This is a genomic window from Streptomyces sp. Y20, assembly GCF_043195475.1.
In the GTDB taxonomy this organism is placed as follows: Bacteria; Actinomycetota; Actinomycetes; order Streptomycetales; family Streptomycetaceae; genus Streptomyces.
Genome location: NZ_JBIDDP010000005.1, coordinates 75,133 through 98,747, shown reverse-complemented (window position 1 = coordinate 98,747; position 23,615 = coordinate 75,133). Strand labels below are relative to the sequence as shown.

At 72.3% G+C, this 23,615-nt stretch carries 21 protein-coding genes; 6 read left to right on the top strand and 15 right to left on the bottom strand.

The window, feature by feature from the left end; all coding sequences use genetic code 11:
* Positions 1-3: 3 nt before the first annotated feature.
* From ACGFT1_RS14665 to ACGFT1_RS14655, 3 genes are all read right to left on the bottom strand, one after another.
* Entirely contained in the window at positions 4-1,233 is a 1,230-nt protein-coding gene (locus ACGFT1_RS14665; RefSeq protein WP_373909320.1) for an MAB_1171c family putative transporter, read from the bottom strand.
* Positions 1,230-1,889 (bottom strand): toxin-antitoxin system, toxin component family protein, encoded by a 660-nt coding sequence (locus ACGFT1_RS14660; protein WP_373909319.1) that lies wholly within the window; start codon positions 1,887-1,889, stop codon positions 1,230-1,232. The genes ACGFT1_RS14665 and ACGFT1_RS14660 overlap by 4 nt, the downstream gene beginning before the upstream one ends.
* 117 nt (positions 1,890-2,006) lie before the next feature.
* Complete coding sequence (locus ACGFT1_RS14655) at positions 2,007-4,961, bottom strand: beta-galactosidase (RefSeq protein WP_373909318.1); 2,955 nt, start codon at positions 4,959-4,961, stop codon at positions 2,007-2,009.
* A 75-nt stretch (positions 4,962-5,036) separates the two neighbouring features.
* On the opposite strand from ACGFT1_RS14655, the gene ACGFT1_RS14650 reads away from it, so the two are divergent.
* The 3 genes from ACGFT1_RS14650 to ACGFT1_RS14640 all read left to right on the top strand — a co-directional run bounded on the left by ACGFT1_RS14650 (position 5,037) and on the right by ACGFT1_RS14640 (position 6,604).
* Positions 5,037-5,495 (top strand): Rrf2 family transcriptional regulator, encoded by a 459-nt coding sequence (locus ACGFT1_RS14650; RefSeq protein WP_373909317.1) that lies wholly within the window; start codon positions 5,037-5,039, stop codon positions 5,493-5,495.
* 70 nt (positions 5,496-5,565) lie between these two features.
* The gene (locus ACGFT1_RS14645; RefSeq protein ID WP_373909316.1) at positions 5,566-5,769 is read left to right on the top strand and encodes a hypothetical protein; all 204 of its coding nucleotides are present in this window, start codon (positions 5,566-5,568) and stop codon (positions 5,767-5,769) included.
* Between the two features lie 184 nt (positions 5,770-5,953).
* Positions 5,954-6,604, top strand: coding sequence for a DUF4360 domain-containing protein (locus tag ACGFT1_RS14640; RefSeq protein ID WP_373909315.1), 651 nt, complete (start codon positions 5,954-5,956; stop codon positions 6,602-6,604).
* Positions 6,605-6,769: 165 nt separating this feature from the next.
* On the opposite strand, the gene ACGFT1_RS14635 is transcribed toward ACGFT1_RS14640, so the two are convergent.
* The 8 genes from ACGFT1_RS14635 to ACGFT1_RS14600 form a co-directional block, all read right to left on the bottom strand.
* Entirely contained in the window at positions 6,770-8,536 is a 1,767-nt protein-coding gene (locus tag ACGFT1_RS14635; RefSeq protein ID WP_373909314.1) for an aminotransferase class I/II-fold pyridoxal phosphate-dependent enzyme, read from the bottom strand.
* Between the two features lie 102 nt (positions 8,537-8,638).
* Complete coding sequence (locus ACGFT1_RS14630) at positions 8,639-9,793, bottom strand: aldose epimerase family protein (protein WP_373909313.1); 1,155 nt, start codon at positions 9,791-9,793, stop codon at positions 8,639-8,641.
* 25 nt (positions 9,794-9,818) lie between these two features.
* Positions 9,819-11,063, bottom strand: coding sequence for a multiple monosaccharide ABC transporter permease (gene mmsB / locus ACGFT1_RS14625; RefSeq protein WP_373909312.1), 1,245 nt, complete (start codon positions 11,061-11,063; stop codon positions 9,819-9,821).
* Positions 11,060-12,610 carry a multiple monosaccharide ABC transporter ATP-binding protein gene (gene mmsA / locus ACGFT1_RS14620; protein WP_373909311.1) on the bottom strand — a complete coding sequence of 517 codons (1,551 nt, stop codon included), beginning with the start codon at positions 12,608-12,610 and terminating at the stop codon, positions 11,060-11,062. Before mmsA ends, mmsB begins: the two co-directional genes overlap by 4 nt.
* A gap of 44 nt (positions 12,611-12,654) precedes the next feature.
* The gene (chvE, locus tag ACGFT1_RS14615; RefSeq protein ID WP_373909310.1) at positions 12,655-13,764 is read right to left on the bottom strand and encodes a multiple monosaccharide ABC transporter substrate-binding protein; all 1,110 of its coding nucleotides are present in this window, start codon (positions 13,762-13,764) and stop codon (positions 12,655-12,657) included.
* A 5-nt stretch (positions 13,765-13,769) separates the two neighbouring features.
* On the bottom strand, positions 13,770-14,771 hold the full coding sequence (locus tag ACGFT1_RS14610; protein ID WP_373909309.1) for a hypothetical protein: 1,002 nt from the start codon (positions 14,769-14,771) through the stop codon (positions 13,770-13,772).
* A 131-nt stretch (positions 14,772-14,902) separates the two neighbouring features.
* Positions 14,903-15,907 carry a zinc-binding dehydrogenase gene (locus ACGFT1_RS14605; RefSeq protein WP_373909308.1) on the bottom strand — a complete coding sequence of 335 codons (1,005 nt, stop codon included), beginning with the start codon at positions 15,905-15,907 and terminating at the stop codon, positions 14,903-14,905.
* Positions 15,904-17,061, bottom strand: a complete 1,158-nt coding sequence (locus ACGFT1_RS14600; RefSeq protein ID WP_373909307.1) for a mandelate racemase/muconate lactonizing enzyme family protein — start codon at positions 17,059-17,061, stop codon at positions 15,904-15,906. Before ACGFT1_RS14600 ends, ACGFT1_RS14605 begins: the two co-directional genes overlap by 4 nt.
* Positions 17,062-17,261: 200 nt before the next feature.
* On the opposite strand from ACGFT1_RS14600, the gene ACGFT1_RS14595 reads away from it, so the two are divergent.
* A complete protein-coding gene (locus tag ACGFT1_RS14595; protein WP_373909306.1) occupies positions 17,262-18,302 on the top strand; it encodes a hypothetical protein in 1,041 nt (346 codons plus the stop codon).
* 161 nt (positions 18,303-18,463) lie between these two features.
* Here ACGFT1_RS14595 and ACGFT1_RS14590 read toward each other — a convergent pair whose 3' ends face one another.
* The gene (locus ACGFT1_RS14590) at positions 18,464-18,883 is read right to left on the bottom strand and encodes an organic hydroperoxide resistance protein (protein WP_373909305.1); all 420 of its coding nucleotides are present in this window, start codon (positions 18,881-18,883) and stop codon (positions 18,464-18,466) included.
* A gap of 133 nt (positions 18,884-19,016) precedes the next feature.
* Complete coding sequence (locus ACGFT1_RS14585) at positions 19,017-20,051, bottom strand: NADP-dependent oxidoreductase (RefSeq protein ID WP_373909304.1); 1,035 nt, start codon at positions 20,049-20,051, stop codon at positions 19,017-19,019.
* An 88-nt stretch (positions 20,052-20,139) separates the two neighbouring features.
* Here ACGFT1_RS14585 and ACGFT1_RS14580 point away from each other — a divergent pair, with 88 nt between their 5' ends.
* The gene (locus ACGFT1_RS14580) at positions 20,140-20,577 is read left to right on the top strand and encodes a MarR family transcriptional regulator (RefSeq protein WP_362222731.1); all 438 of its coding nucleotides are present in this window, start codon (positions 20,140-20,142) and stop codon (positions 20,575-20,577) included.
* 37 nt (positions 20,578-20,614) lie between these two features.
* Positions 20,615-21,421: an EI24 domain-containing protein gene (locus ACGFT1_RS14575; protein ID WP_373909303.1), complete on the top strand. Its 807-nt coding sequence runs from the start codon at positions 20,615-20,617 to the stop codon at positions 21,419-21,421.
* Positions 21,422-21,431: 10 nt separating this feature from the next.
* Here the strand turns inward: ACGFT1_RS14575 and ACGFT1_RS14570 are convergent, their stop codons facing one another.
* Together ACGFT1_RS14570 and ACGFT1_RS14565 are read right to left on the bottom strand one after the other, a co-directional pair.
* On the bottom strand, positions 21,432-22,697 hold the full coding sequence (locus ACGFT1_RS14570; protein ID WP_373909302.1) for a pyroglutamyl peptidase: 1,266 nt from the start codon (positions 22,695-22,697) through the stop codon (positions 21,432-21,434).
* A gap of 336 nt (positions 22,698-23,033) precedes the next feature.
* Positions 23,034-23,615 (bottom strand): TetR/AcrR family transcriptional regulator, encoded by a 582-nt coding sequence (locus tag ACGFT1_RS14565; RefSeq protein ID WP_373909301.1) that lies wholly within the window; start codon positions 23,613-23,615, stop codon positions 23,034-23,036.

Sequence of the window (23,615 nt, the reverse complement as noted above, 5' to 3'; positions counted from 1 at the left end):
CGGTCACTCGGGTGCGGTGACGCTCCGGGCCGGGGCGGTCGCCCGGGCCCGGACCGCCTCGATGTCGCCGGGACGGCCGAGGGCGCGGGAGACGGCCCCGATCTCCCGGAGCAGGCCGGCGGGGTCGGGCCCGGCGGCCGGTCCGGGCGGCTCAGCCGTACGGGCCCCGGCGCCGACGGCGTCCAGGATGCTCACCGCGGCGGCCAGCGCGCGGGCCCGCTCCGGGGGATGACCCAGCCCGAGGGCGGCGTCGTAGGACCGTCCGCCCAGGTCGGTGTCGAGGTGCCGGGCCAGCGGCAGCAGCACGTCCCGGATGAACGTCTCCCGCCGGGTGAGCCGGAGTTCGGGGGTGGCGCGCAGCACGAACGGGACGCCGTCGCCGCTCGCGGCGCGCATCAGCCGGTACAGGGGCCGCAGTTCGCGGTGGGCGAGCCGGATCCGCCAGCGGTCGCGCAGGTACTGCCCGGCGTGCGGCAGGATGAAGCCGGCCGCGATGACGATGGCGGACAGCGCGGCGACCGGCGGGGCCAGGCCGGTGCTGAGCCAGTCCAGGTCGCGGCCGCACCAGCGGGCGGCGACGGCGGTCAGCTTGGCCGCGTCGAAGATCAGGTTGAGGGCGTAGCCGGCGCCCAGCAGTTTCAGTCCCCACCGCAGCCAGGCGTCCAGGTCCTCGGCGCGCGCCCAGTTCCGGATGAGGCGTGACGTGATCAGGCAGGCGGCGGAGTGCGCGAGGAGGTAGAGCAGGATCTCCTCGCGCATGAACGGCGTGGTGGCGTAGTAGGTGTCGAGGTCCCGCAGCCGTTCCTCGGGGGCGTCGGCGAGCAGGAACAGCGTCCACAGGGCGGCGATCACCCCGGAGTACACCGTGACCACCCAGCGCGTCGCGCGGCGGGTGGCGGCCGAGCGGTCGGACAGGCCGTTGCGCCAGGTGATGATGAGCAGCAGGCAGGAGCCGCAGAACGCGGTGATCAGCGAGTAGCACCAGGGCGCCGAGATGTTGGGCACGCCGGTCAGCCGGTTCACCCCGGCGATGGTGGAGGGCGCGCAGAACACGAACACCGCGCAGGCGAGCAGCAGCAGTCCGCCGGCGGCGCGCAGCAGCGGGTCCCGCCATAACCGGATGATCGAGGGAAGTTTGATCACCAGGGCGGTGGTGAGCACGGCGGTGGGGATCCAGAAGGAGATGTAGAACTCGCCGAGGAGTCCCGAGGGATCCAGCGCCAGCAGGGTCACCGCGTGGCTCCACCTGTTCCCGCCGCGCGGCCCGCCTCCGGGGCGTGCCCCTCGCGCTCACCCGCCCGTTCCCGTCCGCGGTAGCCGAGGGAACGCTGGACGGGGTCGAGGGGGAGGTGGTCGCGGGTGCGGGTGAGACGGTCCCGGAACAGGGCGGCCAGCCGGTGCCCGAACTCGTCGGCCTCGGCCTCGTCGGCCTCCCGGGAGCCGTTGCGGGCGGCCACCGTGAGGGCCGTCTCCCGCCAGCCGGGGGTGCCGGCGAGGGCGCGGGCGGCGACCCCGGTCAGGTGCTGGTGGCGGTGTCCGGCGTGCAGGTGCCACAGTTCGTGGCCGAGGATGACCAGTTGCTGCACGGCTTCGGCGCGCTCCTCCACGATGACCAGGTCGAAGTCGGTGAACTCCACCCACAGTCCGGTGACTTCGATCTCGTCCGGGAACCGTTCGAAGCGCACCTCCACCGGCCGTCCGCCGCGCAGCGCGCCCATCTCCTCGCACAGCGCCAGGCACAGCTCGCGTACGCCGCCGGGCTGCCGGGGCCGGGCGCGGACGGCGGTGGCCAGGTCCCGGGCCAGGGAGCGCATCGCGGAGCGCGGACGGGGGCGCCGCAGGCGGGCGGCCAGGCGTGCGGCTCCTTCTCGCGCGCCGCCGAAGCTCATCGCTCTCCCTCCCCGTCCGCGGTGTCCGGCCGGTCCGAGCGTACGCGTCCGGGCGTGTCCGCGTCATGCGATCCGGCGACCGCCGTCCCGCACGGAACGATCTGTTCCGGAGTGTGGTCACACGGGCGTGACCGGCACTGGGCCCATCGCTGTGCCCAGCAGGGTCAGGCGCACCGACCCCGGCCCCGACAGCGTGGTGAACTCCGAGAGGACCGCCAGCGCGAGGGTGTTGGTGCCCCGGGTGCGCAGGATGCCGTTGGGCAGGACGAAGGTGTGCTGCGGGCCCACGTTGTTGATGTACTGGCCCAGGTTCCAGCCGTTGAGGAAGATCTGCGCGCGGTAGGCGCGGTACGGGTCGTCCTCCAGGGTCAGCCCCACCGAGGCGTCGACGTCGGCAGGCACCGACAGCCGGAAGGCGGTCCGGTACCAGGTGACGCCCTGCCGTCGCACGGCGCGCGGGAAGGTGACCTCCTCCCAGTCCCGGTCCTGGAAGCCCGGCAGGTGCCAGCCCTCCCGCTCCCCGTACAGCCCGCCGTTGTTCATCGGCCCGCGCACCGGGTCGGGAGCGCCCTCGCCCTGGATGCGCCAGCGCACCTTCGGGGACGCGCCCTTGAACGTGACGGCCGTCAGCCCGCGTGCCGCCTTGTGCGTGTCGAGGGACTTGCCGTCCTGGTCGTGCTGCATGCGCCGGACGAGGACGGACAGCACGTGCCGGCCGGGGGAGCGCAGCCGCGCGCGCACCGGGAAGACCGCCGTGTCCGTCCAGGTGCCCTTGCGGATCGTCGTCTCCTTGTCGGGGACGGGCATGCGGTGGGTGCCGAGCGGCTCGCCGTCCAGCCAGGCCATCAGCAGGCCCTGGGTGCCGCTGCTGTAGGCGAGCGAGACCTCCTCGACGCCGGTGGTGCCGGTGAGGGTGCCCCGGTACCAGACGTCCCCGTAGTGGAAGCCGTAGTCGTCGGCGAACAGCACCGGCTGCCCCGCCGGGACGGCCGTGGTGCTGTACGACGACGTCCTGTCCGCGGCCCGCCACTTCGAGTCGTCGAAGCCGGGGCCCGCCTCCGGGTTCTCCGTGCGCATCCGCCAGCCTCCCAGCTCGGGCAGCCGGACCTCGGGGACGGCCGGCAGCACACCGGTCGTCTTCACGCTGCCGGAGAGGGTGGTCCGGGTGGCCTGCCGGCGCCCGTTCCACACCAGGGTGTCGATCCCGCGCGGACCCCACACCTCCAGGCCGGCCGCCTCGCCGACGTCACCGGTCAGGTGGACCTCGGAGCCGCGCACCTCGGCGTGGCGCAGCAGGGCCGGCCCGTACACGAGCAGGGTTCCGGACGGGGTGTCGTACGGGAAGAGGCGGACGGCCGTGGCGTCGTCGGCGAAGAGCAGCAGCAGCGGGGTGTCGGTCTCGCCCTTGCGCACCAGCACCCGGATCAGGCCGCCCCGGCCCAGCGGGGCGCTCACGTGGAGCCGGTCCCGGTCGTAGACCCAGGCGGCCTCCGGGTCCAGCCGCTGCACGTACGGCTCGGCCGGGCACCGCAGCACCAGCTCGGCCATCTCACCGCGCCGGCCCGCGAACACGGCGATGTCCTGGCGACCCGCCGTCAGGCACAGCATGGGCGCGGCGGTGGCGTACTCCAGGGTCCGCGCGCCCAGCGGCAGCCCGGTGGTGAGCAGCTTGGCGTCCTTGCCGGGCACGGTGATCCGCAGCCGGCCGGCGTCGGTCGGCAGGTCGGTGGTGACCTCGCCGGTGCCGTCGTTGCGGGCGACGTACACGTGGGTGCCGGTGTCCTGGTTGGTGAGGTGGTAGACCTTCAGGCCCTCGGCCCTCACATCGCCCGCCCGGTCCAGCCTGGCGAAGGCGGGCACGCGTTGCAGCAGGTGCCCGAGCTGGTGCAGCGGGGCGATCTTCTCGGTGACGTTGCGGGCCTCGTCGATGGCGGCGCCGTAGTCGTACGACGTGTAGACGACGGGTGCGGGCAGCCAGCCCCACGACGTGCCGCCGAACGTCATGTACACGTTGTGGAGGGTGAGCCCGTTGGCGAGGTTGGTCAGGTAGAAGCGGCGCTCGTAGGCCGCGTCCCGGGTGCGGCGGGACTCGGCGTACCCCTTGCCGTCGAACCAGGCCCCGCCCCACGGGTCGAACCAGCCGCCCCCGAACTCGGGCACGAACCCGGGCGTGGACGGCGACGCCGTGGCCCCGCCCTTCGGGCCGCCGGGCCCGAAGCGCCCCCAGTCCGGCGGGGTCTGGGCGGGCGAGGGGTACCCGTCGAACCCGTACAGCCAACCGCCCCGCTCCCCGCCGGTGTCGAACGACCCGGGCACCCAGTACCCGTTGCGCCCCTTGTCGTTGTGGAACAGCGGCACGTCGATCCCGTCGGCCCGCACCTTCCGGTACAGGTGGGCCATGTAGTTCCGGCCGGCGGCCTCGCTCACATGGGCGTCGTACTCGTTCTCGATCTGGTACAGCAGGACCGTCCCCATGCCCCGCGTGAACAGGTGCTCGCGCACGATCCGGTTCACCCGGGTCAGCCACTCGTCGACGTGGCGGAGATAGGCCGGGTCGTCGGTGCGGGCCGTGCCCTTCGCCGCCGTCAGCCAGCCGGGGAAGCCGCCGCCGTCGACCTCGGCGTTGATGTACGGGCCCGGCCGCAGGATGACGTACAGCCCGGTCTCGGCGGCCATGCGCAGGAACAGGCCGAGGTCCCGGACGCCGGTGAAGTCGTACCGGCCCGGCGCGGGGGAGTGGTAGTTCCACGCCACGTAGATGCTCACGGCGTTGAAGCCGTGGGCCCGCATCTTCTGGAGCACGTCCCGCCACAGGGACGGGCTGGGCAGCCGGAAGGGATGCATCTCCCCGGACCACACCACCAGCCGCCGCCCGTCCACGAGCAGCGAGTGGCGGTCGTAGCCGATGGTGTGCCGGGCACCGTCCGCGCCCGGCGGGGCCGGCGCCGGGCCGGTCGGCACACCGGCACCCGCGTACGCCGAGGGCGCCCCCGGGCCGCCGCTGCCGCCCATGGCGAGGCCGAGCGCGGCGGAGCCGGTCAGGGCACTGAAGGTACGTCTGCTGAGCGCCAAGGTGGATCCTCCCGGGCGATCTTACGGGGCGCGGGTGCGGCCATTCTGCACGGGAGGACGCCCCACAATGGACGCATGAGGATCTCGGCGCGGGCGGATTACGCGGTACGGGCGGTGCTGGAGCTGGCCGTACGACAGGGTGACGGCCCGGTGAAGGCGGAGCGGATCGCCGCCGTACAGGAGATCCCGCACAAGTTCCTGGAGGGCATCCTCGGCGACCTGCGGCGGGCCGGGATCGTGGACAGCCGGCGCGGCGGGGGCGGCGGCTACCGGCTCGCCGGGGACCCGGCGGCGATCACCGTGGCGGACGTCATCCGCGCGGTCGACGGCCCGATCGTGTCGGTACGCGGCGAACGCCCGACCGGCCTCGCCTACACGGGTACGGCCCAGCCGCTGCTGCCCCTGTGGATCGCCCTGCGCGCCAGCGTCCGCCGCGTCCTGGAGGGCGTCACCCTCGCCGACCTCGCCGCGGACACCCTGCCGGAACCCGTCCGGGCGCTCGCGGCGGAACCGGCCGCCTGGGAGAACCCCTAGCGGCTCTGCCACTCGTCCAGCCGGGGGACGGGCGGGTTTCCCCTCACGGGTGTCCGTCGTTGGACCCGGCATGATCAGAAAACTCGCCTGTGCCTCCGTCCTCGCCGTCGCCCTCGTGGCGTCCGCTCCCGCCGCCGAGGCGGCCGTGAAACCCGTTCCGTCCGCCGGGACCCCCGGCGTGCCTCTCCTCAGGGGCCTCCTCGGCGCCCTGGAGGCGGGCGACCCGGCGGCCTCCCCGCAGCCCCTGGTGCCCCTGGGCGTCCTGGGCGGGTGAGCGGTGGGCCGGGCACCGTGAAAACCCCGGTGTGAATGGCCGGAGTTCACCCTGCCGGGCCCGGGTGGGGCTCCCTACGATGCCCACGCCTCCCTCCCCACTTCACAGGTGGCGCACAGATCCTTCACCTGTGGGCGGACACCTGAGGGAGGCGCACCCCCCACCCGACAACCCGGGAGAAACCATGACCGGCGGACTCCTCCTGAGCGGCGCCGTGGCCGCTCTGCTCACCACCGCGCTGCCCACCCGGAGCCCCTCCTCCGTGTTCGACGACCCGCCCCCGGACAAGATCGTCATCGACGTGGCGACGGTGAACGGCTCCGGCTGCCCCGCCGGTACGGCCGCCGTGGCGGTCTCACCGGACAACACGGCCTTCACCGTCACCTACAGCGCCTACCTGGCCCAGGCCGGGGGCAACTCCGACCCCACGGCCTTCCGCAAGAACTGCCAGCTCAACCTGGTGGTACACGTCCCGCAGGGCTTCACCTACGCGATAGCCAGCGCGGACTACCGCGGCTTCGCCTCGCTCCAGCGGGGCGCCACGGCCACGCAGAAGGCGTCGTACTACTTCCAGGGCTCCTCCGCCACCGTGCCCCGGACCCACCCGTTCGGCGGCCCCTACAACGACGACTGGCAGGCCACCGACTCCACCGACTGGGCCCAGCTGGTCTGGGCACCCTGCGGGGTGCTGCGCAACTTCAACATCAACACCGAGCTGCGGGTGAACGCCGGTACCGCGGCCCCCGACAAGGTCAGCTTCATGACGATGGACTCGACCGACGGGGACATCAGCACGGTGTACCACATGGCCTGGAAGAACTGCCCGAAGTCCTGACCTGGGAGTCACCGGAGACCCTTCGGAGCCCCCGGAGCCCGCGCCCCTCACGGAGAGGGACCGCGGGCTCCCGCGGGTGCGCCCGGACGGCGCGGTACGGGCGGCCGGGGGGCGCGGTGCGGGTGGGCGGTGCGGCCGGGAGGGTTCCGCCGGCCGGGGCGTCCGCTAACCGGCCGCCTGTCCCGTGCCCGCCGCGTTCGGCCAGCTCTGCGCGTTGGGCCAGCCCGTCGCGGGCGCGGGCGTCAGACCCGCCGCCGGAGCCGGGGCCGTCCTCCCGCGGACCTGCGCCGCGGTGAGCCCGCCGCGGGCCGGGACGCCGGGCGGAGTGGGCGCGGGGGCGGCGAACGCCGCGGGGGCCAGGGGCGCGGGCGCGGGCGCGGGGGGCGGGGTGGGCAGCGGGACCGGCGCGGGAAAGGCGGGCGGTGCGGGCGCGGGTGCCGGTGCCGGTGTCGGCAGGGGGGCCGGCATCTGCACGTACGCCGGTTGGGGAGCCGGGGTGAACACCGGCTGAGGGGTGGGAGTGAACACCGGCTGGGGGGACGGGGGGTACGTCGGCTGGGAGAAGGGAGCGGGGGGCGGCTGGGGGAGGGAGGCCGCCGCCGGGAGCGGTGTTCCCGTGCCGGCCGGCGGTACGGCGGCGGGGAGCGGCATGCCCGTGCCGGTGGCCGGGGCGGGGACGGAGGGGGCGGACGGGGCGACGGCACGGGCGGCCAGCCCCGGCAGACCCGCCCCGTTGGTCTCGCTGACCAGCCGGTCGACCGCCGCCGTACCCGAGCTGTAGCTGGTCCCGGCGCCCGGCCCGGGTACGGCGGCTTCCCTCCTGGACCCGTAGAGCACCTGTTCCAGGCCGGACACCAGGCGACGCACGTCGACCTGGGGGCGCACCACGAGCCGCAGGAAGCGGCTGGAGGATCCGATCTTGTTGCCGCATTCGCGGACCAGGATCCGGTGCTCGGTGAGCATCCGGTCCCGGACCACCGTGCCCTCGGCGCCGACGGGAAGGCGCACGAAGAGGAAGTTGCCCTGGGAGGGGTAGACCGTGAGCCCGGGGAGCGCGGAGAGCCGGCCGGCCATGTCCAGCCGGTCGCGGCGGACCTGGTCCAGGCTCTGCGCGTACTCGGGCCCGTGCTCCCGCAGCATGAACACCACGTGTTCGGCGAGGGAGTTGAGGTTCCACTTCGGCAGCATCGAGCGGATCCGGCCCGCGAGCGCCGGGTTCGCGACGAGGTAGCCGAAGCGCACGCCGTGCAGGCCGAAGTTCTTGCCGAGGCTGCGCAGCACGACGACGTTGGGGCGGAGCACGGCCTCCTGGACGACGCTCGGTTCGGCCTCCGCGTCGGCGAACTCCAGGAAGGACTCGTCCACGACCACCAGGTCGAGGTCCGCCATGGCGTCCATGAACTCCACGACCTGCCGGCGGTGCAGATAGCCGCCGTCGGGGTTGTTCGGGTTGCAGACCACCGCGACCCGGGTGCCCCGGGCGCGGATGAACTCGGCGTACCGGCCGAGGTCCAGGGCGAAGCCGTTCGCCTCCTGGAGCGGGAACATGTCGACCCGCTTGCCCGTCTCCATCGGCTGGTCGGTCCAGCGGCCGAAGGCGGGCACCGGGACCGCCAGGGACTCGCGGACGAGGAGGTGGTCGATCCAGGTGATCAGTTCCGTGGAGCCGTTGCCCATCGCCACGCACTGCGGGGGCAGCTGGAGCAGGCCGCACAGTTCCGCGGTGATGGTGTCGGCGCTGCTCGGGTAGTACGTGATGATCTCGCGCAGCCGGGCCCCCATCTCCTCGAACATGGCGGGGGTGGGGAAGTACGGGTTGCACGGGATGCAGAAGTCCACCGGGCCCGACCCGTCGCTCTCCCGCGTCAGCGCCGCCATCGAAGGGCTGTGCGCGGCGGCGTCGCGGAACAACGAGGTGACGTTGTCAGGCAAGGGAACCTCCGTCCGGGGGCGGCCCGTGCGGGGGAGCACGGGCCGCCCACTGGTACGCAGGAGGCCTCAGTGGCGTTCAACTCGGCGGCTGTGTGAGCCGCTTCACGCCCCGAACGTGTGGACCGTCGTCGTCCGGTAGGTCTGCCCGGGCCGGAGCACCGTCGAGGGGAAGTGCGGGTGGTTCGGCGAGTCCGGGAAGTGCTGGGTCTCCAGGCAGAGGGCGTCGCCCTGGCGGTAGGTGCGGCCACCGGTGCCGGTCAGGGTGCCGTCCAGGAAGTTGCCGGAGTAGAACTGGAGGCCCGGCTGGTCGGTGGCGATCCGCAGGGTGCGGCCGGAGCGCGGGTCGCGGAGCGTGGCGACGTGCTCGGGCCGGGCGGTGATGCCCTTGTCCAGGACCCAGTTGTGGTCGTACCCCTTGGCCTTCACCTGCTGCTCGTGGCCCGCCCGCAGGTCCCGGCCGACCGGCTTGCCCCGGCGGAAGTCGAAGGGGGTGCCCGCGACCCCGGCCAGCTCGCCGGTGGGGATCAGCCCGGAGTCGGTGGGGGTGTAGCGGGAGGCGGCGATCGTCAGTTCGTGGTCCTCGATCGTGCCGCTGCCCTCGCCGGCCAGGTTCCAGTACACGTGGCTGGTCAGGTTGACGATGGTGGCCCGGTCGGTGGTGGCCTCGTAGTCGATGCGCCAGTCGCCGTGCCGGGTGAGGGTGTACGTCACCTTCGTCCGGAGGGTGCCCGGATAGCCCATCTCGCCGTCGACGCTGGTGTAGTGCAGGTGCAGGCCGACGTCGGAGCCCTCGGTGAACGGCTCCACGTGCCACACGTGCTTGTCGAAGCCCTTGGCGCCGCCGTGCAGGTGGTTGACGCCGTCGTTGACGGACAGCTGGTGGCTGGTGCCGTCCAGCGTGAACCGGCCCTTGCCGATGCGGTTGCCGTAGCGGCCGATCAGGGCGCCGAAGTACGGGCTCTTCGCCTCGTAGTCGGCGATGTCGCCGAAGCCGGCGACGACGTCGGCGTGCCGGCCGTGCCGGTCCGGTATCTCCAGCGACTGGACGATGCCGCCGTACGACAGCACCTTCAGCCGGGTGCCGCCGTTCTCCAGCGACCAGCGGTGGACCTTCGTGCCGTCGGTGAGCGTGCCGAAGGGCTCCCGCACCGGCTTCCGGCCCGCGGTGGCGGCCCGGGCGCTGCCCGTGCCGAGGGTGGTGGCGGCGAGGCCCGCCGCGGCGGTGCCTGCGATGACCGTGCGTCTGTTCAGTTCCATGGATGCGGCTCCCTTGTCTGGGCGCTTACGAACCGGACTTGCGCTTGTTCCACACGTCGAACCCGACCGCCACCAGCAGGGCCAGGCCCTTGATGACCTGCTGCCAGTCGGTGCCGACGCTGAGGAGGTTCATGCCGTTGTTGAGCACGCCGAGGACGAGACCGCCGATGATGGCGCCGAGGACGGTGCCGACACCGCCGCTCATGGAGGCGCCACCGATGAACGACGAGGCGATGGCCTCGAGTTCGAAGTTGAGGCCCGCCTTCGGCGAGGCCGCGTTCAGGCGGGAGGCGACCACCAGACCCGCCAGGGCCGCGAGCACGCCCATGTTCAGGAAGACGTAGAAGGTGACCTTCTTGTCCTTCACGCCGGACAGCTTGGCCGCCGGCAGGTTGCCGCCGATGGCGTAGATGTGGCGGCCGAAGACGGCGTTGCGCATGACGTAGCCGTAGCCGACCACCAGCACGCCGAGGATGATCAGCACGATCGGGGCGCCCTTGTAGCTGGCGAGCAGCATGGTGACGACGAGGATCGCGGCGGTGATGGCGACGAGCTTGAGCAGGAAGATGTTGCCCGGCAGGACGTCGAGGGAGAACTCCTGCTGGCGCCGCCGGTCGCGGATCTCCCGCAGGACCGTGAAGACGATCAGGGCGATGCCCAGCAGCAGGGTGAGGTTGTGGTAGTTCGTGTCCGGACCGGTCTCCGGCAGGAAGCCGTTGCCCATCTTCTGGAGCCCGTCCGGGAACGGGCCGAGGGTCTGGCCCTCCAGGAAGATCTCCGTCAGGCCGCGGAAGATCAGCATCCCGGCGAGGGTGACGATGAACGAGGGTATGCCGAAGTAGGCGATCATGAAGCCCTGCACCGCGCCGGCCACCGCGCCCACCAGCAGGCACAGCACCAGGGCGACGGGCCAGGACACACCGTGCTCGACCGTCAGGACGGCCGCGAACGCGCCGGTGAACGCCGTCAGTGAGCCGACCGACAGATCGATGTGGCCCGCGATGATCACCAGCATCATGCCGATCGCGAGGATCAGGATGTGGCTGTTCTGGAGCACCAGGTTGGAGACGTTGCGCGGCAGCAGCAGATCGCCGCCGGTCCACACCGAGAACAGGATCACGATCAGGCCGAGCGCGATCAGCATGCCGTACTGCCGCATGTTGTTGCGCAGGCCGTCCAGGATCAGGTGCAGCAGGCCGCCGGAGGCCTGGCCGCCGCTCTTCCCGGGCGGCGCCGGTGCCGGGGTCTTGGCGGTCACGTCCGTGCTCATCGGGTTACCTCTTTGTCCTTCGTCATCTGGCGCATCAGCGATTCCTGGGATGCCTCGGCCCGTGAGAACTCGCCGGTCAGCCGCCCCGCGGCCATCGTGTAGATGCGGTCGCACATGCCGAGCAGCTCCGGCAGCTCGGAGGAGATGAAGACGACCGCCCGGCCCTCGGCCGCCAGCCGGTCGATGACCGTGTAGATCTCGAACTTGGCGCCGACGTCGATGCCGCGCGTCGGCTCGTCCAGGATCAGCACGTCGGGACCCGTGAAGATCCACTTGCTGAGGACGACCTTCTGCTGGTTGCCGCCCGAGAGTTTGCCCACCGGCTCGAAGACGGTCGGCGCCTTGATGTTCATCGAGGTGCGGAACCGTTCGGCGACCTGCCGCTCCTCGTGCTCGTCCACCACACCGCGCCGGGCGACCTTGCGCAGGGAGGTCAGCGAGATGTTGCGGTTGATGGTGTCGATGAGGTTGAGGCCGTAGTGCTTGCGGTCCTCGGTGACGTAGGCGATGCCGTGCCCGATGGCCTCGGGGACGGTCCGGGTACGGATCTCCGTGCCGTCCTTGAGGACCGTGCCGCCCGCGTACCGGCCGTAGGAGCGCCCGAAGACGCTCATGGCGAGCTCGGTGCGGCCGGCGCCCATGAGACCCGCGATGCCGACGATCTCCCCGCGCCGCACCTGGAGCGACACCTGGTCGACCACCTTGCGCTGCTGGTCGATCGGGTGGTGCACGGTCCAGTCGCGGATCTCCAGCGCCGGGGCGGCGCCCTCCTGCGCCTCGTGCGGGGTGCGCTCGGGGAAGCGGTGGTCGAGGTCGCGGCCGACCATGCCGCTGATGATCCGGTCCTCGGTCGTCAGCGCCGACTTCACGTCGAGCGTCTCGATGGAGTGCCCGTCGCGGATGATCGTCACCGAGTCGGCGACCTTGCGGATCTCGTTCAGCTTGTGGGAGATGATGATCGAGGTGATGCCCTGCGTCTTCAACTCCAGGATCAGATCGAGGAGTTTTCCGCTGTCCTCGTCGTTCAGGGCGGCCGTCGGCTCGTCCAGGATGAGCAGCTTCACCTTCTTGGACAGCGCCTTGGCGATCTCCACGAGCTGCTGCTTGCCCACGCCGATGTCGGCCACGCGGGTCTCCGGATGGTCGCTCAGACCGACCCGGCGCAGCAGTTCGGTGGCGTGCCGCAGGGTGTCGTTCCAGTTGATGAAGCCGCGCGTGGCGTGCTCGTTGCCGAGGAAGATGTTCTCCGCGATGGAGAGGTACGGCACCAGCGCCAGCTCCTGGTGGATGATGACGATGCCGTGCTGCTCGCTGGCCCGGATGTCCTTGAAGCGGCAGGGCTCGCCCTCGAAGAGGACGTCGCCCTCGTAACTGCCGTACGGGTGGACGCCGGAGAGCACCTTCATCAGGGTGGACTTCCCGGCGCCGTTCTCACCGCAGATGGCGTGGACCTCGCCCTGACGCACCGTCAGTGTGACGTCCGAGAGCGCTGTGACACCGGGGAAGGTCTTGACGATCGAGCGCATTTCCAGGACGGGTCCCGCCATGGTCGTGCCTTTCAGTCAGTGGTGGGATCGGGCGGCCGGCGGGACTACTTCAGCTGCGAAGCCGTGTAGTAGCCGCCCTTGACGAGCACGTCCTCGTAGTTGGTCTTGTCGACACTGACCGGCTGGAGCAGGTAGGCGGGGACGACCTTGCTGCCGTTGTCATAGGACTTGACGTCGTTGACCTGCGGCTTCTTGCCCTTCAGGACGTCGTCGACCATCGTGGAGGCCACCTCGGCGAGCTTGCGGAGGTCCTTGTAGACGGTCTGCGTCTGCTGCCCGCCGATGATCGACTTCACGGAGGCGAGTTCGGCGTCCTGGCCGGTGATCACCGGCAGCGGCTTGCTCCCGGAGCCGTAGCCGTCCGACTTCAGCGCGGACAGGATGCCGATGGAGATGCCGTCGTAGGGCGAGAGGACCGCGTCGACCCGCTCGCTCTTGTACGACGACGTGAGGATGTCGTCCATCCGCCGCTGGGCGGTGGCGCCGTCCCAGCGCAGGGTGGTGACCTTGTTGAGCGCGGTCTGGCCGGAGCGGACGACGAGCTGCTTCTTGTCCATGTACGGCTTCAGGACGCTCATCGCGCCGTTGAAGAAGTACCGGGTGTTGTTGTCGTCGTTGGAGCCGGCGAACAGCTCGATGTTGAACGGGCCCTTCTTGCCGCTGTCCAGGCCGAGCTTGTGCGCGATGTACGAGCCCTGGAGCCTGCCGACCTTCTCGTTGTCGAAGGAGGCGTAGTAGTCGACGTTCTTGGTGCCGAGGATCAGCCGGTCGTAGGAGATGACGGGGATGTGCGCGTCCGCGGCCTGCTGGAGCACGCTGTCCAGGGACTTGTTGTCGATGGCCGCGACGATCAGGCCCTTGACGCCCTGCGTGATCAGGTTCTCTATCTGCGAGACCTGCTGCTCGGGGTCGTCCTCGCCGTAGACCAGCTTGGTCTTGTAGCCCTTGGCCTGGAGGTCCTTCACGACGTTCTTGCCGTCGGAGATCCAGCGCTCGGAGGACTTGGTCGGCATCGCGATGCCGATGGTCGCGCCCTTGGTGTCGCCGGGCTTCTCCTTGCTGCCGCCCTCGCCGCTCTGCCCGCAGGCGGTCAGGGTCAGGGCGAGTGAGGCGGCCGCGGCTGTCGCGGCGATTGCGGCTCTGCGGTTGCGCATGGGGATCAGTCCTTGTCGATCTCGTCGTTGAGGGGAGCGGATGCTTCGGCGGGGAAGCGGTGGAGCGGTCCGGGCAGCCGGGAGCCGAGCGGCGCCATGCCGTCGTCCGCGCCGTGCCGGGCGAGCAGGTCCAGGGCGAGCCGGCCGCGCCGCACCCGCTCCCGGGCGGTGTTCAGGGCCAGGTCCCTGAGGTGGGTGCCCCACGGGTAGATGCCGGGCGCCTTGGACAGGCCGAACTTCAGGTAGAGCGGTGCGCCGCGCCGGATCAGCTCGGCGACCTCGTACATCCGGATGTAGCCGCCGAGGTCGTCGGGGGCCTCGATGTACATGTCCATGGGGGCCCCGGACACCCGGCGGATCTCGGTGAGGTGGTCCAGCGTCAGGTCGCTGGGCACGTTGACGGAGTCGGCGCCGAGCCGCTCGTACACGGCGTACGAGGCCGGGTTGACGGGGCCGATGAGCGCCGACACCTTCAGCGTGGTGTCGGCCGGGATGATCCCCGCCTCGCGGGCCCGGTGCAGGGTCCACAGCACACCCTCGTCGGCCACGAGCAGGCATTGGACGCCCAGTTCGGTCGCGCGGACGGCGTCCTCGACGCAGCCGGCCACGGCGTCGTGGCCCCGGGCGCGCAGTCCGGCCCCCCGCGAGTCGGACCGCACCGAGCCGCCGATGTCCCAGGTGCCGCGCGGGCCGGTGAACAGGCAGAGTTCGATGCCGCGTTCGGCGGTGGCGTCCACCATCTCGGTGATCTCGGCGTCGGTGAGCATCCACACGCCGCTGCCCTGGCTGATCCGGTGGATCGGCACGTCGAGGCGCGAGGCCTCCTTCAGGATGACCGCCAGCGCTTCGGGACCCTCGCACGAGGGAATCTCGGTGCGCCAGCGGCCACCGCCCGGGAAGGTGCGGGCGGAGGCGTCGGCGGGGTCGAGGGCGGGCGCCCCCAGGCCGAGTGCGGCGAGCACCTGCTCGCCGGGCCTGCGGACTGCCGGGGCGGAAGCGTCGGTCACAAGCTGTCCTTCGTGTTCGATATATCGGACAAGGTTCGCGGCTCTGGGTGCGGCGAGGCGCTGGTGGTACGCCGGCCGGGGCGCCGTCAGGTCACACCCCGGCCGGCGTACGACTGTTCGGGCGGCAGGCCCTAGGGGCGGAGCAGCACCTTGCCCACCGCCGGGTCGCCGGCCCCGGCCAGCTCGATCGCCCGCGAGAACTCGGCCAGCGGCAGCTCGTGCGTGACCAGCGGCAGCGGGTCCAGCAGCCCGGCGCCGAACACCCGCACGGTGTGGGCCCAGGCGTCCGGCGGCGCCCCGAAGACCGTCCGCACCTCCAGCTGCCGTACGACGAGATCGGTCGGGTCCAGCCCGTCCGCGCCCGGCGCCGGGATCCCGGTGAGGACCAGGCGACCGCCGCGCCGCAGCAGGGCGGCGGCGGTGCGCGCGGCGGACGCGGACCCGGCGGTCTCGATCACCACGTCGAAACCGGCGGGCAGTTCCTCGTCCTTCAGCCGGAAGCCGGTGGCCCCGAACCGCCGGGCCAGCGCCTCCCGGTCGTTGCGGGTGCCCACGACGAGCAGCTCCGCGGGCGAGACGGCCCGCAGGAACTGCACCGCGAACATGCCCAGCGTGCCCGTGCCCACCACCGCGACCCGCTCACCCGGCCGGGCGTCCGCCTTCAGCGCGGCGGCGGCGACACAGGCGGCCGGCTCCAGCAGCGCCGCGGCCGTCAGGTCGGCGTCGTCCGGCAGGACGTGCAGCAGCCGGGCCGGCAGCGTCAGCGTGGCCGCCATGGCGCCGGGCCGGGTGAACCCGGTCTCCTCGTACCCGGCCGTGCACAGCGTGGTCTCGCCCGCGTGACAGCGCTCGCACACCTGGCAGTTGCGGAAGCCCTCGCCGACGACCTTGCGGCCGGCGAGCGTGCCGGGCACCCCGGGCCCCACCGCGGTGACCGTCCCCGACCACTCGTGTCCGGGGGTGAGCGGGTAACGCACGTATCCCTCGGGCCGGTTGCCCTGGTACACCTCGCGGTCGCTGCCGCAGATCCCGACCGCGTGCACGGCCACCAGCGCCTCACCGGGGCCCGGGTCGCGGGGCGTGTGCGCCTCCAGCCGGTGGGCACCGGGCGCCTCGACCAGGATCTGGAAACTCACTGCGTGCCCTTCGGCTTGCGCTGCTCCCAGCCCTCGGCCCACAGGTCGAACCGGGCCTGCTGCTGCGGGAACTCGGCCGCCGCGTCGACGTCCAGCTCCACGCCGAGACCGGGCGCGTCGGACAGGTGGAAGTACCCGTCCACGACCTCGGGCGCCCCCTTGACCACCTTCTTGATCTCCGCGTCGGCGAAGTCGTTGAAGTGCTCCAGGATCTTGAAGTTCGGGGAGGTGAAACCGACCTGGAGGGAGGCGGCGGTGAGCACGGAACCGCCCACGTTGTGCGGGGCGACCAGCATGTAGTGGGTCTCGGCGGTCGCGGCCAGTTTCCGGGTCTCCCAGATGCCGCCGATGTGGCCGACGTCGGGCTGGAGGATGTCCACCGCCTGGCTGTCGAACAGCTCGCGGAACTCGATCCGGTCGTGGATGCGTTCACCGGTGGCGACCGGGATGTCGACCTTGGCCGCGACCTTCTCCAGCGCCTTGAGGTTCTCCGGCGGCACCGGCTCCTCCAGCCAGGCCGGCTTGAACGGCGCCATCTCCTTGGCCAGCCGGACGGCGGTGGCGGGGGAGAAGCGGCCGTGCATCTCCAGCATCAGCTCCGCCTCCGGGCCGATGGCGTCCCGTACGGCCTCGATGAGCGAGACGGCGTACAGGGTCTCCCGGTGGTCCAGTTCGAAGTGCCCGGTGCCGAACGGGTCGATCTTCAGCGCCCGGTAGCCGCGCTCCATGACACCCTGCGCGGCCTTGTGGTAGGCCTCCGGGGTCCGCTCGGTGGTGTACCACCCGTTGGCGTACGCCTTGACCCTGTCGGTCACCTTCCCGCCGAGCAGCTGCCACACCGGCACGCCCAGCGCCTTGCCCTTGATGTCCCAGCAGGCCATCTCCACGACCGCGATGCCCGACATGACGATCTCGCCGGCGCGGCCGTAGTCGCCGTACTTCATCCGGCGCACCAGGTCCTCGACCGCGAACGGGTCCGATCCGAGGATGTGGTTGGCCTCGGCCTCCCGCAGGTAGCCGATCAGCGCGTCGGTGTGACCGAGCATCCGGGTCTCGCCGACGCCCGTGACCCCCTCGTCGGTGTGCACCTGGACGTAGGTCAGGTTCCGCCACGGTGTACCGACCACGTGCGTGCTGATTCCGGTGATGCGCACGACAGTTGCCCCTCAGCTGTTCGAGATTTCGTCACACGTTCGAAATGCTGGCGTGACAGTAAGGACGGTCCGGCAGGGGTGTCAATGGGTCGAACAGGTAACGGTTTCGGCACGACGACCGGAAACTCTTTCGGTCCCGCACGAAACCTTCACAGCCGCACCTGGAAGCCGGGTCGTGCGGACTCTAGTCTTCCGGCGTCATGAACTTCTGTCACCCGTGCCAACGGCACCTCAACGGCGCCCTGGCCTGCCCCGGGTGCGGAACACCGGCCGCGTACGCGCAGACGCCGCCGACGGCGTACGGGGCATACGCGTACACGCCCGCGCAAGCCCCGAACCGGCCGGCGCAAGCCGATGTCGCCGGGGGTGTCGCGGCTGGCGGTGGGTACGCGTACGGCGAGCCGGAGTCCGCGGGCCGGCCCGCCGAAGCCGCCGACGGGTATGCGTACGGCGAGCCGGAGTCCACGGACCGGCCCGCCGAAGCCGCCGACGGGTACGCGTACGGCGAGCCGGAGTCCACGGGCCGGCCCGCCCAAGCCGCCGACGGGTATGCGTACGGCGAGCCGGAGTCCGCGGGCCGGCCCGCCGAAGCCGCCGACGGGTACGCGTACGGCGAGCCGGATCCCGCGGAGGACCCCGTCGAAGCCGTCGAGGGTGTCGCGGTCGCCGAGGACGCGGTCGCGTCCGGCGGCCGGCGGGCGCGCGGCCGCGCCGAGGACAGCCGGCGGGACCGCAAGGCCGCCGCACACCGCCGCAGGCGCCGCCGTACGGCTCTGGTCGCCGCCGGGTTCGTCCTCGCGGCGGGCGGACTCAGCCTCGCCGAACTGGGCACGGACATGCCCTTCTCGCCGTTCGCCGGGGACACGCCGTCCCCGGCCGGTGACGCGGCGGCGGACCGCGGCGCGTCACCGGCGGCACCGGCCCGCACGGCGGCCCCGCTGGACGCCGTCTCCGCCGCGGCCCCGGGCGCGCGCGGCTCCGCGTCCGCCGACGCGTCGGCCTCCGCGTCGGCCTCGGAGTCCCCGCGGGACGACCATTCCGCTTCCCCGTCCGCTCAGCACACGGACGAGTCCGGACAGCCGACGACGACACCTTCCGGTACGGCCCCCGCGGGAGACCCCGCGCCCCCGGCCGCCACCCAGCCCACCGTCACCCCGACGGCCACCCCCACGACCACGGCCCCCACCCCGGCCCCGACCCCCACCAGAACCTGCGACCGTTTCCTCTGGTGGTGCACCTGACCCCCACGCCCCGATGGCCCCCCCGGGCCCAGCGGCCGGCCCAGCCCCCAAGGGGCGCGGGGAACCGCGCGACCGGCCCACCAGGACCCGCCGGCAGCGCACCGCACCCCGCGCACGACGCCCCGCTCCCGCGAAGGCACAGCAGGGACGCCGCAGGGCCGTCAGAGCAGCGCCACGCTGATGTTCCCGCGCGTCGCCTTCGAATAGGGGCACACCTGGTGGGCCTTCTCGACCAGCGCCCGCGCCGTCGCCTCGTCGACGCCGGGAATGCTCGCCGAGATCTCCACGATGATCCCGAACCCGTCCTCGTTCCTGCCGATTCCGACCTTCGCGGTGACGGTGGCCCCGGACACGTCGGCGCCCTCCTGCCGCGCGACGACACCGAGCGCCCCCTGGAAGCAGGCGCTGTACCCCGCGGCGAACAGCTGTTCCGGGTTGGTGCCGGCGCCGTTGCCGCCCATCTCCTCGGGCGGGTTCACGACGACGTCGAGCGCGCCGTCGTCGGTGGCGACCCGCCCGTCGCGGCCGTTCTCGGCGGTGGCGACGGCGGTGTACAGGACGTCGGACTGCGTGATGGGCATGCGGTTGTCTTCCTCTTCGGTCCGCCGCGACTCGCGCCCACGATCGCCGACGGATTTCGGAAAGAATTTACCGCATGCCGAAAACGACGGGAAGGCCGCCCGGGGAGCGGGCGGCCACCACGGAAGGGTGCCGTCAGAGCTTGACGACCATCTTCCCGATGTTGTCGCCCCGCAGGACCCCGAGGAACGCCTCCAGGTTGTTCTCGATGCCCTCGACGACGGTCTCGCGGTACTTCAGCGCGCCCGAGGCGACCCACGGGCCGACCTCCTGGACGAACTGGGGCTGGAGGTCGTAGTGGTCGCCGACCAGGAAGCCCTCGATGCGGCCGCGGGTCTGGATCAGGCGGGCGAGGTTCTTCGGGCCGGGGGCGGGCTCGGTGTTGTTGTAGACCGAGATCATGCCGCAGACGGCGATCCGGCCGCCCTGGTTCAGCGAGCCGATGGCGGCCTCGAGGTGGTCGCCGCCGACATTGTCGAAGTAGACGTCGACGCCGTCGGGCGCGGCCTGCCGCAGCTGCTCGGCGACCGGGCCGTCCTTGTAGTTGAAGGCGGCGTCGAAGCCGTACTCCTCCACCAGGAGCTGGACCTTCTCGTCGGACCCGGCGGAGCCGATGACCCGGGAGGCGCCCTTGAGCTTGGCGATCTGTCCGACCTGGCTGCCGACGGCACCCGCCGCTCCGGAGACGAAGACGGCGTCGCCCTCCTTGAAGGAGGCGGTGCGCAGCAGGCCGGCGTAGGCGGTCAGTCCGGTCATGCCGAGGACGCCGAGGTACGCCGAGAGCGGCACGTCCGGGACGCCCGCGTCCACCTTGACGGCGGGCACGGTCGCCGGACCCACCTTGACGGCGTTGCGCGCGTCCACGACCGCGTACTCGCGCCAGCCGAAGAAGTGCAGGACGTGGTCGCCGGCGGAGATGCCCTCGGCGCGGGACTCGATCACCTCGCCGACCGCACCGCCCTGCATGACCTTGTTCAGTTCGAACGGGGCGGTGTACGACTTCGCGGCACTCATTCGGCCGCGCATGTACGGGTCGACGGAGAGGTACTTGTTCCGCACCAGCACCTGGCCCTCGCCCGGGGCCGGGACCGGTGCCTCTACGAGGGCGAAGTCCTCGGGCTTGGGCCAGCCGACGGGACGGCTGAGCAGGTGCCACTCGCGGTTGATCATGACAGCGCCTTTCCTTTTACTTCAGTACCTGAAACAACCATGCTCATGGATATTTCATGATGTCAAGTAACCGGGTATCCTGGTGGGTATGTCCACCCCATCGAAGCCCCCCCGCCCCGACGCGCTCACCCTGGAGGTCGTCGAGCTGATCGGGGACGTCGTGGCCCGCTTCTACGCGGACTACGAGAAGGCGGCGGGCGAACACGCGCTGACCGGCCCGCAGGCCCGCCTCCTCAGCCTGCTCTCGCTGGAGCCGCTGCCCATGCGCAAGCTGGCGCAGAAGCTGAAGTGCGAGCCGTCGAACGTGACGGGGATCGTGGACCGACTGGAGGCCCGCGGGCTGGCGGAGCGCCGCCCCGATCCGGCCGACCGCCGGGTGAAGGTGGCCGCCGCCACCGAGGAGGGCCGGCGCGTGGCCCGGGACCTCCGCGAGGGCCTGCACTTCGCCCGCGAACCGCTGGCCGGCCTGTCCGAGGAGCAGCGCCGCTCCCTGCGGGACCTGCTCCGCCGCATGCTCGACGACTGAGGATCCGCCCCGGCGGCGAGCCAGTAAAGTCCATGTCATGCGCGATCTCGGGGTGGGTTTCGGTTATCTGCTGAAGGGCCAGCGGTGGGTGGCCCGGCACGGGCGGCAGTACGGGTTCGGGCTGCTGCCCGGACTGATCACGCTCGTGCTGTACGCCGCCGCGCTGGTCGCGCTCGCCGTGTGGGGCGAGGACGCGGTCACCTGGGCGACCCCGTTCGCGGACGACTGGTCCAGCCCCTGGCAGGGGCTGTTCCGCGGCCTGCTGACCGCCGTCCTGTTCGCCCTCGGCCTGCTGCTGGCCGTGCTGACGTTCACGGCCGTCACCCTGCTGGTCGGCCAGCCTTTCTACGAGAGCCTGTCGGAGAAGGCCGACGCCGACGTCTCGCCCGACGGCACCGCGCCCCGCTCGGACCTCCCGCTCTGGCGCGAGCTGTGCGTCTCCGCCCGTGACAGCCTGCGCATCCTGCTCCGCGCCGCCCTGTGGGGCGTGCTGCTCTTCGGCCTCGGGTTCCTGCCGTTCGTCGGGCAGACCGCCGTCCCCGTGCTCGGCTTCTTCGTCACCGGCTTCTTCCTCACCGAGGAACTCACCGCCGTGGCGCTCCAGCGCCGGGGCGTCGGCCTGCGTACCCGCCTCACCCTGCTCCGTTCCCGCAAGACCCTGGTCTGGGGCTTCGGCACCCCCCTGGGCCTGGCCTTCCTGGTGCCGTTCGCCGCGGTGTTCCTGATGCCGGGCGCGGTGGCCGGCGCCACCTTCCTCGCCCGCGACCTGCTGGGCGAGGAGAGCGCCGCCGGCGAGTCCGCGGCCGCCGGCGGGCTGCCGGACACGGAGGACGTCTCCCGGTGACCCGGGTGCGTCAGCCGTGCGCCGCCCGCGCCGCGGCGCCGACCGCGACCGTCACGATGGACCGCACCTGAGCGATGATGTCCAGCCGGTTGCGTACGAACTCGGGGTCGGTCACCGCTCCCGTCGCCGGATCGGTGTTGCCGGTGCCGAACGTCAGGACGGGCGTGTGCACATGCCCGCCGGGCAGGGTGTCGTGCAGCCCGAGCCGGTCCCGCAGCAGGGTGGCCCGGTAGGCGATCTCGTTGGAGAGGTAGTCGCCGCCGCCCCCGGCGCGGGCGGTGGAGCCGGGGCTCGGCCCGTCCGGCCGTACGACGGGGTCCGTGCCTCCCGCCGGGATCTCGGTCACCTCGGTGTGGTCGTAGACGGGGAAGCGTCCCGTCCGGGCGGCCACGACGGCGGCGTACGGCAGGGTCGTGCTCGTCCACTGCGGCTGCGAGGCCGGGTCGGCGACCGGGACGGTCTCCGTCCGCGAGACGTTGTCGTTGTCCGGGAAGCCGCCCCGCCAGGCGCCGTTGGTGCGTTCGATGTCGAACCTGCCGACGCGGCCCTGACTCACGGTCGTGAACAGGTCCACCTCGGGCAGGTACGGCCGCAGGGCACGCTCCACGGTGCCCTCGGCGAAGTCCTGCCAGCGCACCGGGAAGACGGCGGTCTCGACGCGCGCCGGCCCCCGGTCCGTCTCGATCACCGTGCCGTCCAGCGCGAGCGCGCTCGCCCCCGACGGGTTGGAGATGCGGATGTCCCGGTCGAGGGTGAAGGGGTCGAAACCGGTGAGCAGCACCCGCCGCAGCCGGCTCGTCGCGGGGTAGTGGATGCCGGTCTGCCCGCGCGAGGTCCGCTCCAACTCAGTCAGCAAGGAGTCGCGTTGCCCGTCCGTCAGCCCGAACCCCGGCTTCCAGAGGCGCAGTTCCCGGGTCATCCCCAGCCGCGCCCAGTACAGCGGCCGGTCGTCGTCCCGGCTCAGGTCACCCCCCGCCGGCCCCCGCCCCTGCGCCCGGGCCACGGCCCGCCGCCACAGCGCGGTCCCCTCCCGTACGACGAGGCGGCGGGCCCGCGCGTAGGAGTGCGCCCGCTCCAGCCCGTGGCGGAACCCGGGCGCCACGCCGTCGAACCCGGAGCGCCGCAGGATCTCCCGCGGTACGGCCTGGCCGAGCCGCTGTTCCTCGACGGTGGGGGAAGGCGCCGCCGGACCGGCGCAGGCCGCGGTGGCGGGGGCGGACAGGCCGGCCAGCAGGGCCAGCCCGACGACACCGAGGCGAAGACATATGCGGGTCAAGGGAGTTCGGGTCCTTCCGTCGCTGTGGGGCGCGTGATGCGGTGGACGGCGGCAGTATGACCCGGGGGGAGTCGCCCGCGCCATGCCACCGGCCGGGGCCGGGTACGGGCGGCGACGGACGGGGGAGGAGCAACCGCCATGCCCACCGGACCACTTCGCGTCCCCACCCCGGACGGCCGCTCGGACGCCTTCGCCGCTACCCCGGCGGCGGCGGACCGCGGCCGGCGGTGCTGCCGTACCCGGACGCCTTCGGCCGGCGGGACCGCCTGCCCCCCTCATCGGCCGCACCCTGATCACCGGCTGAGGCGCGACGCACGCCGGGAGGACCCGGTCCGCTCAGGCCGCCGGCTCGCCCAGCAGGCGCAGGAAGTCGCGGAACGCGCCCGGCATGTCGACCGACTCCGGGTCCAGCAGCCACTGGTACTGGAGGCCGTCCATGACGGCGACGAGCAGGGGCGCGGTGCGCTCCGGGGTGAGTCCGTTGGGCAGCCGGTCGCCGTACTCGGTGCGCAGGGCCGCGGCCGTGCTCTCCCGGACGCGGGCGTAGCGCTCGGTGAAGTAGGCGCGCGCAGGATGGCCCTCGGTGACGCTCTCGCCGAGCAGCGCCGAGAAGGTCTGGATGATCGCCGGGCGCATCGCGTTGTACTCGACCAGCGCGGCCAGCAGCTCCGTCCGCCACGGGGTGCCCGGCACCGCGTCCCACCGGTCCCGCTCCCGGAGCACGGCCACCAGCAGGGCGTCCTTGGTGGGGAAGTGGTGCAGCAGGCCCTGCTGGGTCAGCCCCACCCGCTCGGCCACCGCGGCCAGGCTCGCTCCCCGGTAACCGCGCTCGGCGATCACCTCGAGGGCCGCGCCGACGATCTCCGCGCGCCGCTCCTCGCTCCGCACCCTCGCGCTCATGACGTCACCGTACGACAT

What these genes read in the sequence shown, in the direction of transcription:
- ACGFT1_RS14660 (WP_373909319.1), bottom strand. Translation starts at nt 1,889, where the DNA reads ATGAGCTTCGGCGGCGCGCGAGAAGGAGCCGCACGCCTGGCCGCCCGC.
- ACGFT1_RS14650 (WP_373909317.1), top strand. Translation starts at nt 5,037, where the DNA reads ATGAGGATCTCGGCGCGGGCGGATTACGCGGTACGGGCGGTGCTGGAG.
- ACGFT1_RS14645 (WP_373909316.1), top strand. Translation starts at nt 5,566, where the DNA reads ATGATCAGAAAACTCGCCTGTGCCTCCGTCCTCGCCGTCGCCCTCGTG.
- ACGFT1_RS14640 (WP_373909315.1), top strand. Translation starts at nt 5,954, where the DNA reads ATGACCGGCGGACTCCTCCTGAGCGGCGCCGTGGCCGCTCTGCTCACC.
- ACGFT1_RS14630 (WP_373909313.1), bottom strand. Translation starts at nt 9,793, where the DNA reads ATGGAACTGAACAGACGCACGGTCATCGCAGGCACCGCCGCGGCGGGC.
- mmsB (WP_373909312.1), bottom strand. Translation starts at nt 11,063, where the DNA reads ATGAGCACGGACGTGACCGCCAAGACCCCGGCACCGGCGCCGCCCGGG.
- mmsA (WP_373909311.1), bottom strand. Translation starts at nt 12,610, where the DNA reads ATGGCGGGACCCGTCCTGGAAATGCGCTCGATCGTCAAGACCTTCCCC.
- chvE (WP_373909310.1), bottom strand. Translation starts at nt 13,764, where the DNA reads ATGCGCAACCGCAGAGCCGCAATCGCCGCGACAGCCGCGGCCGCCTCA.
- ACGFT1_RS14595 (WP_373909306.1), top strand. Translation starts at nt 17,262, where the DNA reads ATGAACTTCTGTCACCCGTGCCAACGGCACCTCAACGGCGCCCTGGCC.
- ACGFT1_RS14590 (WP_373909305.1), bottom strand. Translation starts at nt 18,883, where the DNA reads ATGCCCATCACGCAGTCCGACGTCCTGTACACCGCCGTCGCCACCGCC.
- ACGFT1_RS14585 (WP_373909304.1), bottom strand. Translation starts at nt 20,051, where the DNA reads ATGATCAACCGCGAGTGGCACCTGCTCAGCCGTCCCGTCGGCTGGCCC.
- ACGFT1_RS14580 (WP_362222731.1), top strand. Translation starts at nt 20,140, where the DNA reads ATGTCCACCCCATCGAAGCCCCCCCGCCCCGACGCGCTCACCCTGGAG.
- ACGFT1_RS14575 (WP_373909303.1), top strand. Translation starts at nt 20,615, where the DNA reads ATGCGCGATCTCGGGGTGGGTTTCGGTTATCTGCTGAAGGGCCAGCGG.
- ACGFT1_RS14565 (WP_373909301.1), bottom strand. Translation starts at nt 23,615, where the DNA reads ATGTCGTACGGTGACGTCATGAGCGCGAGGGTGCGGAGCGAGGAGCGG.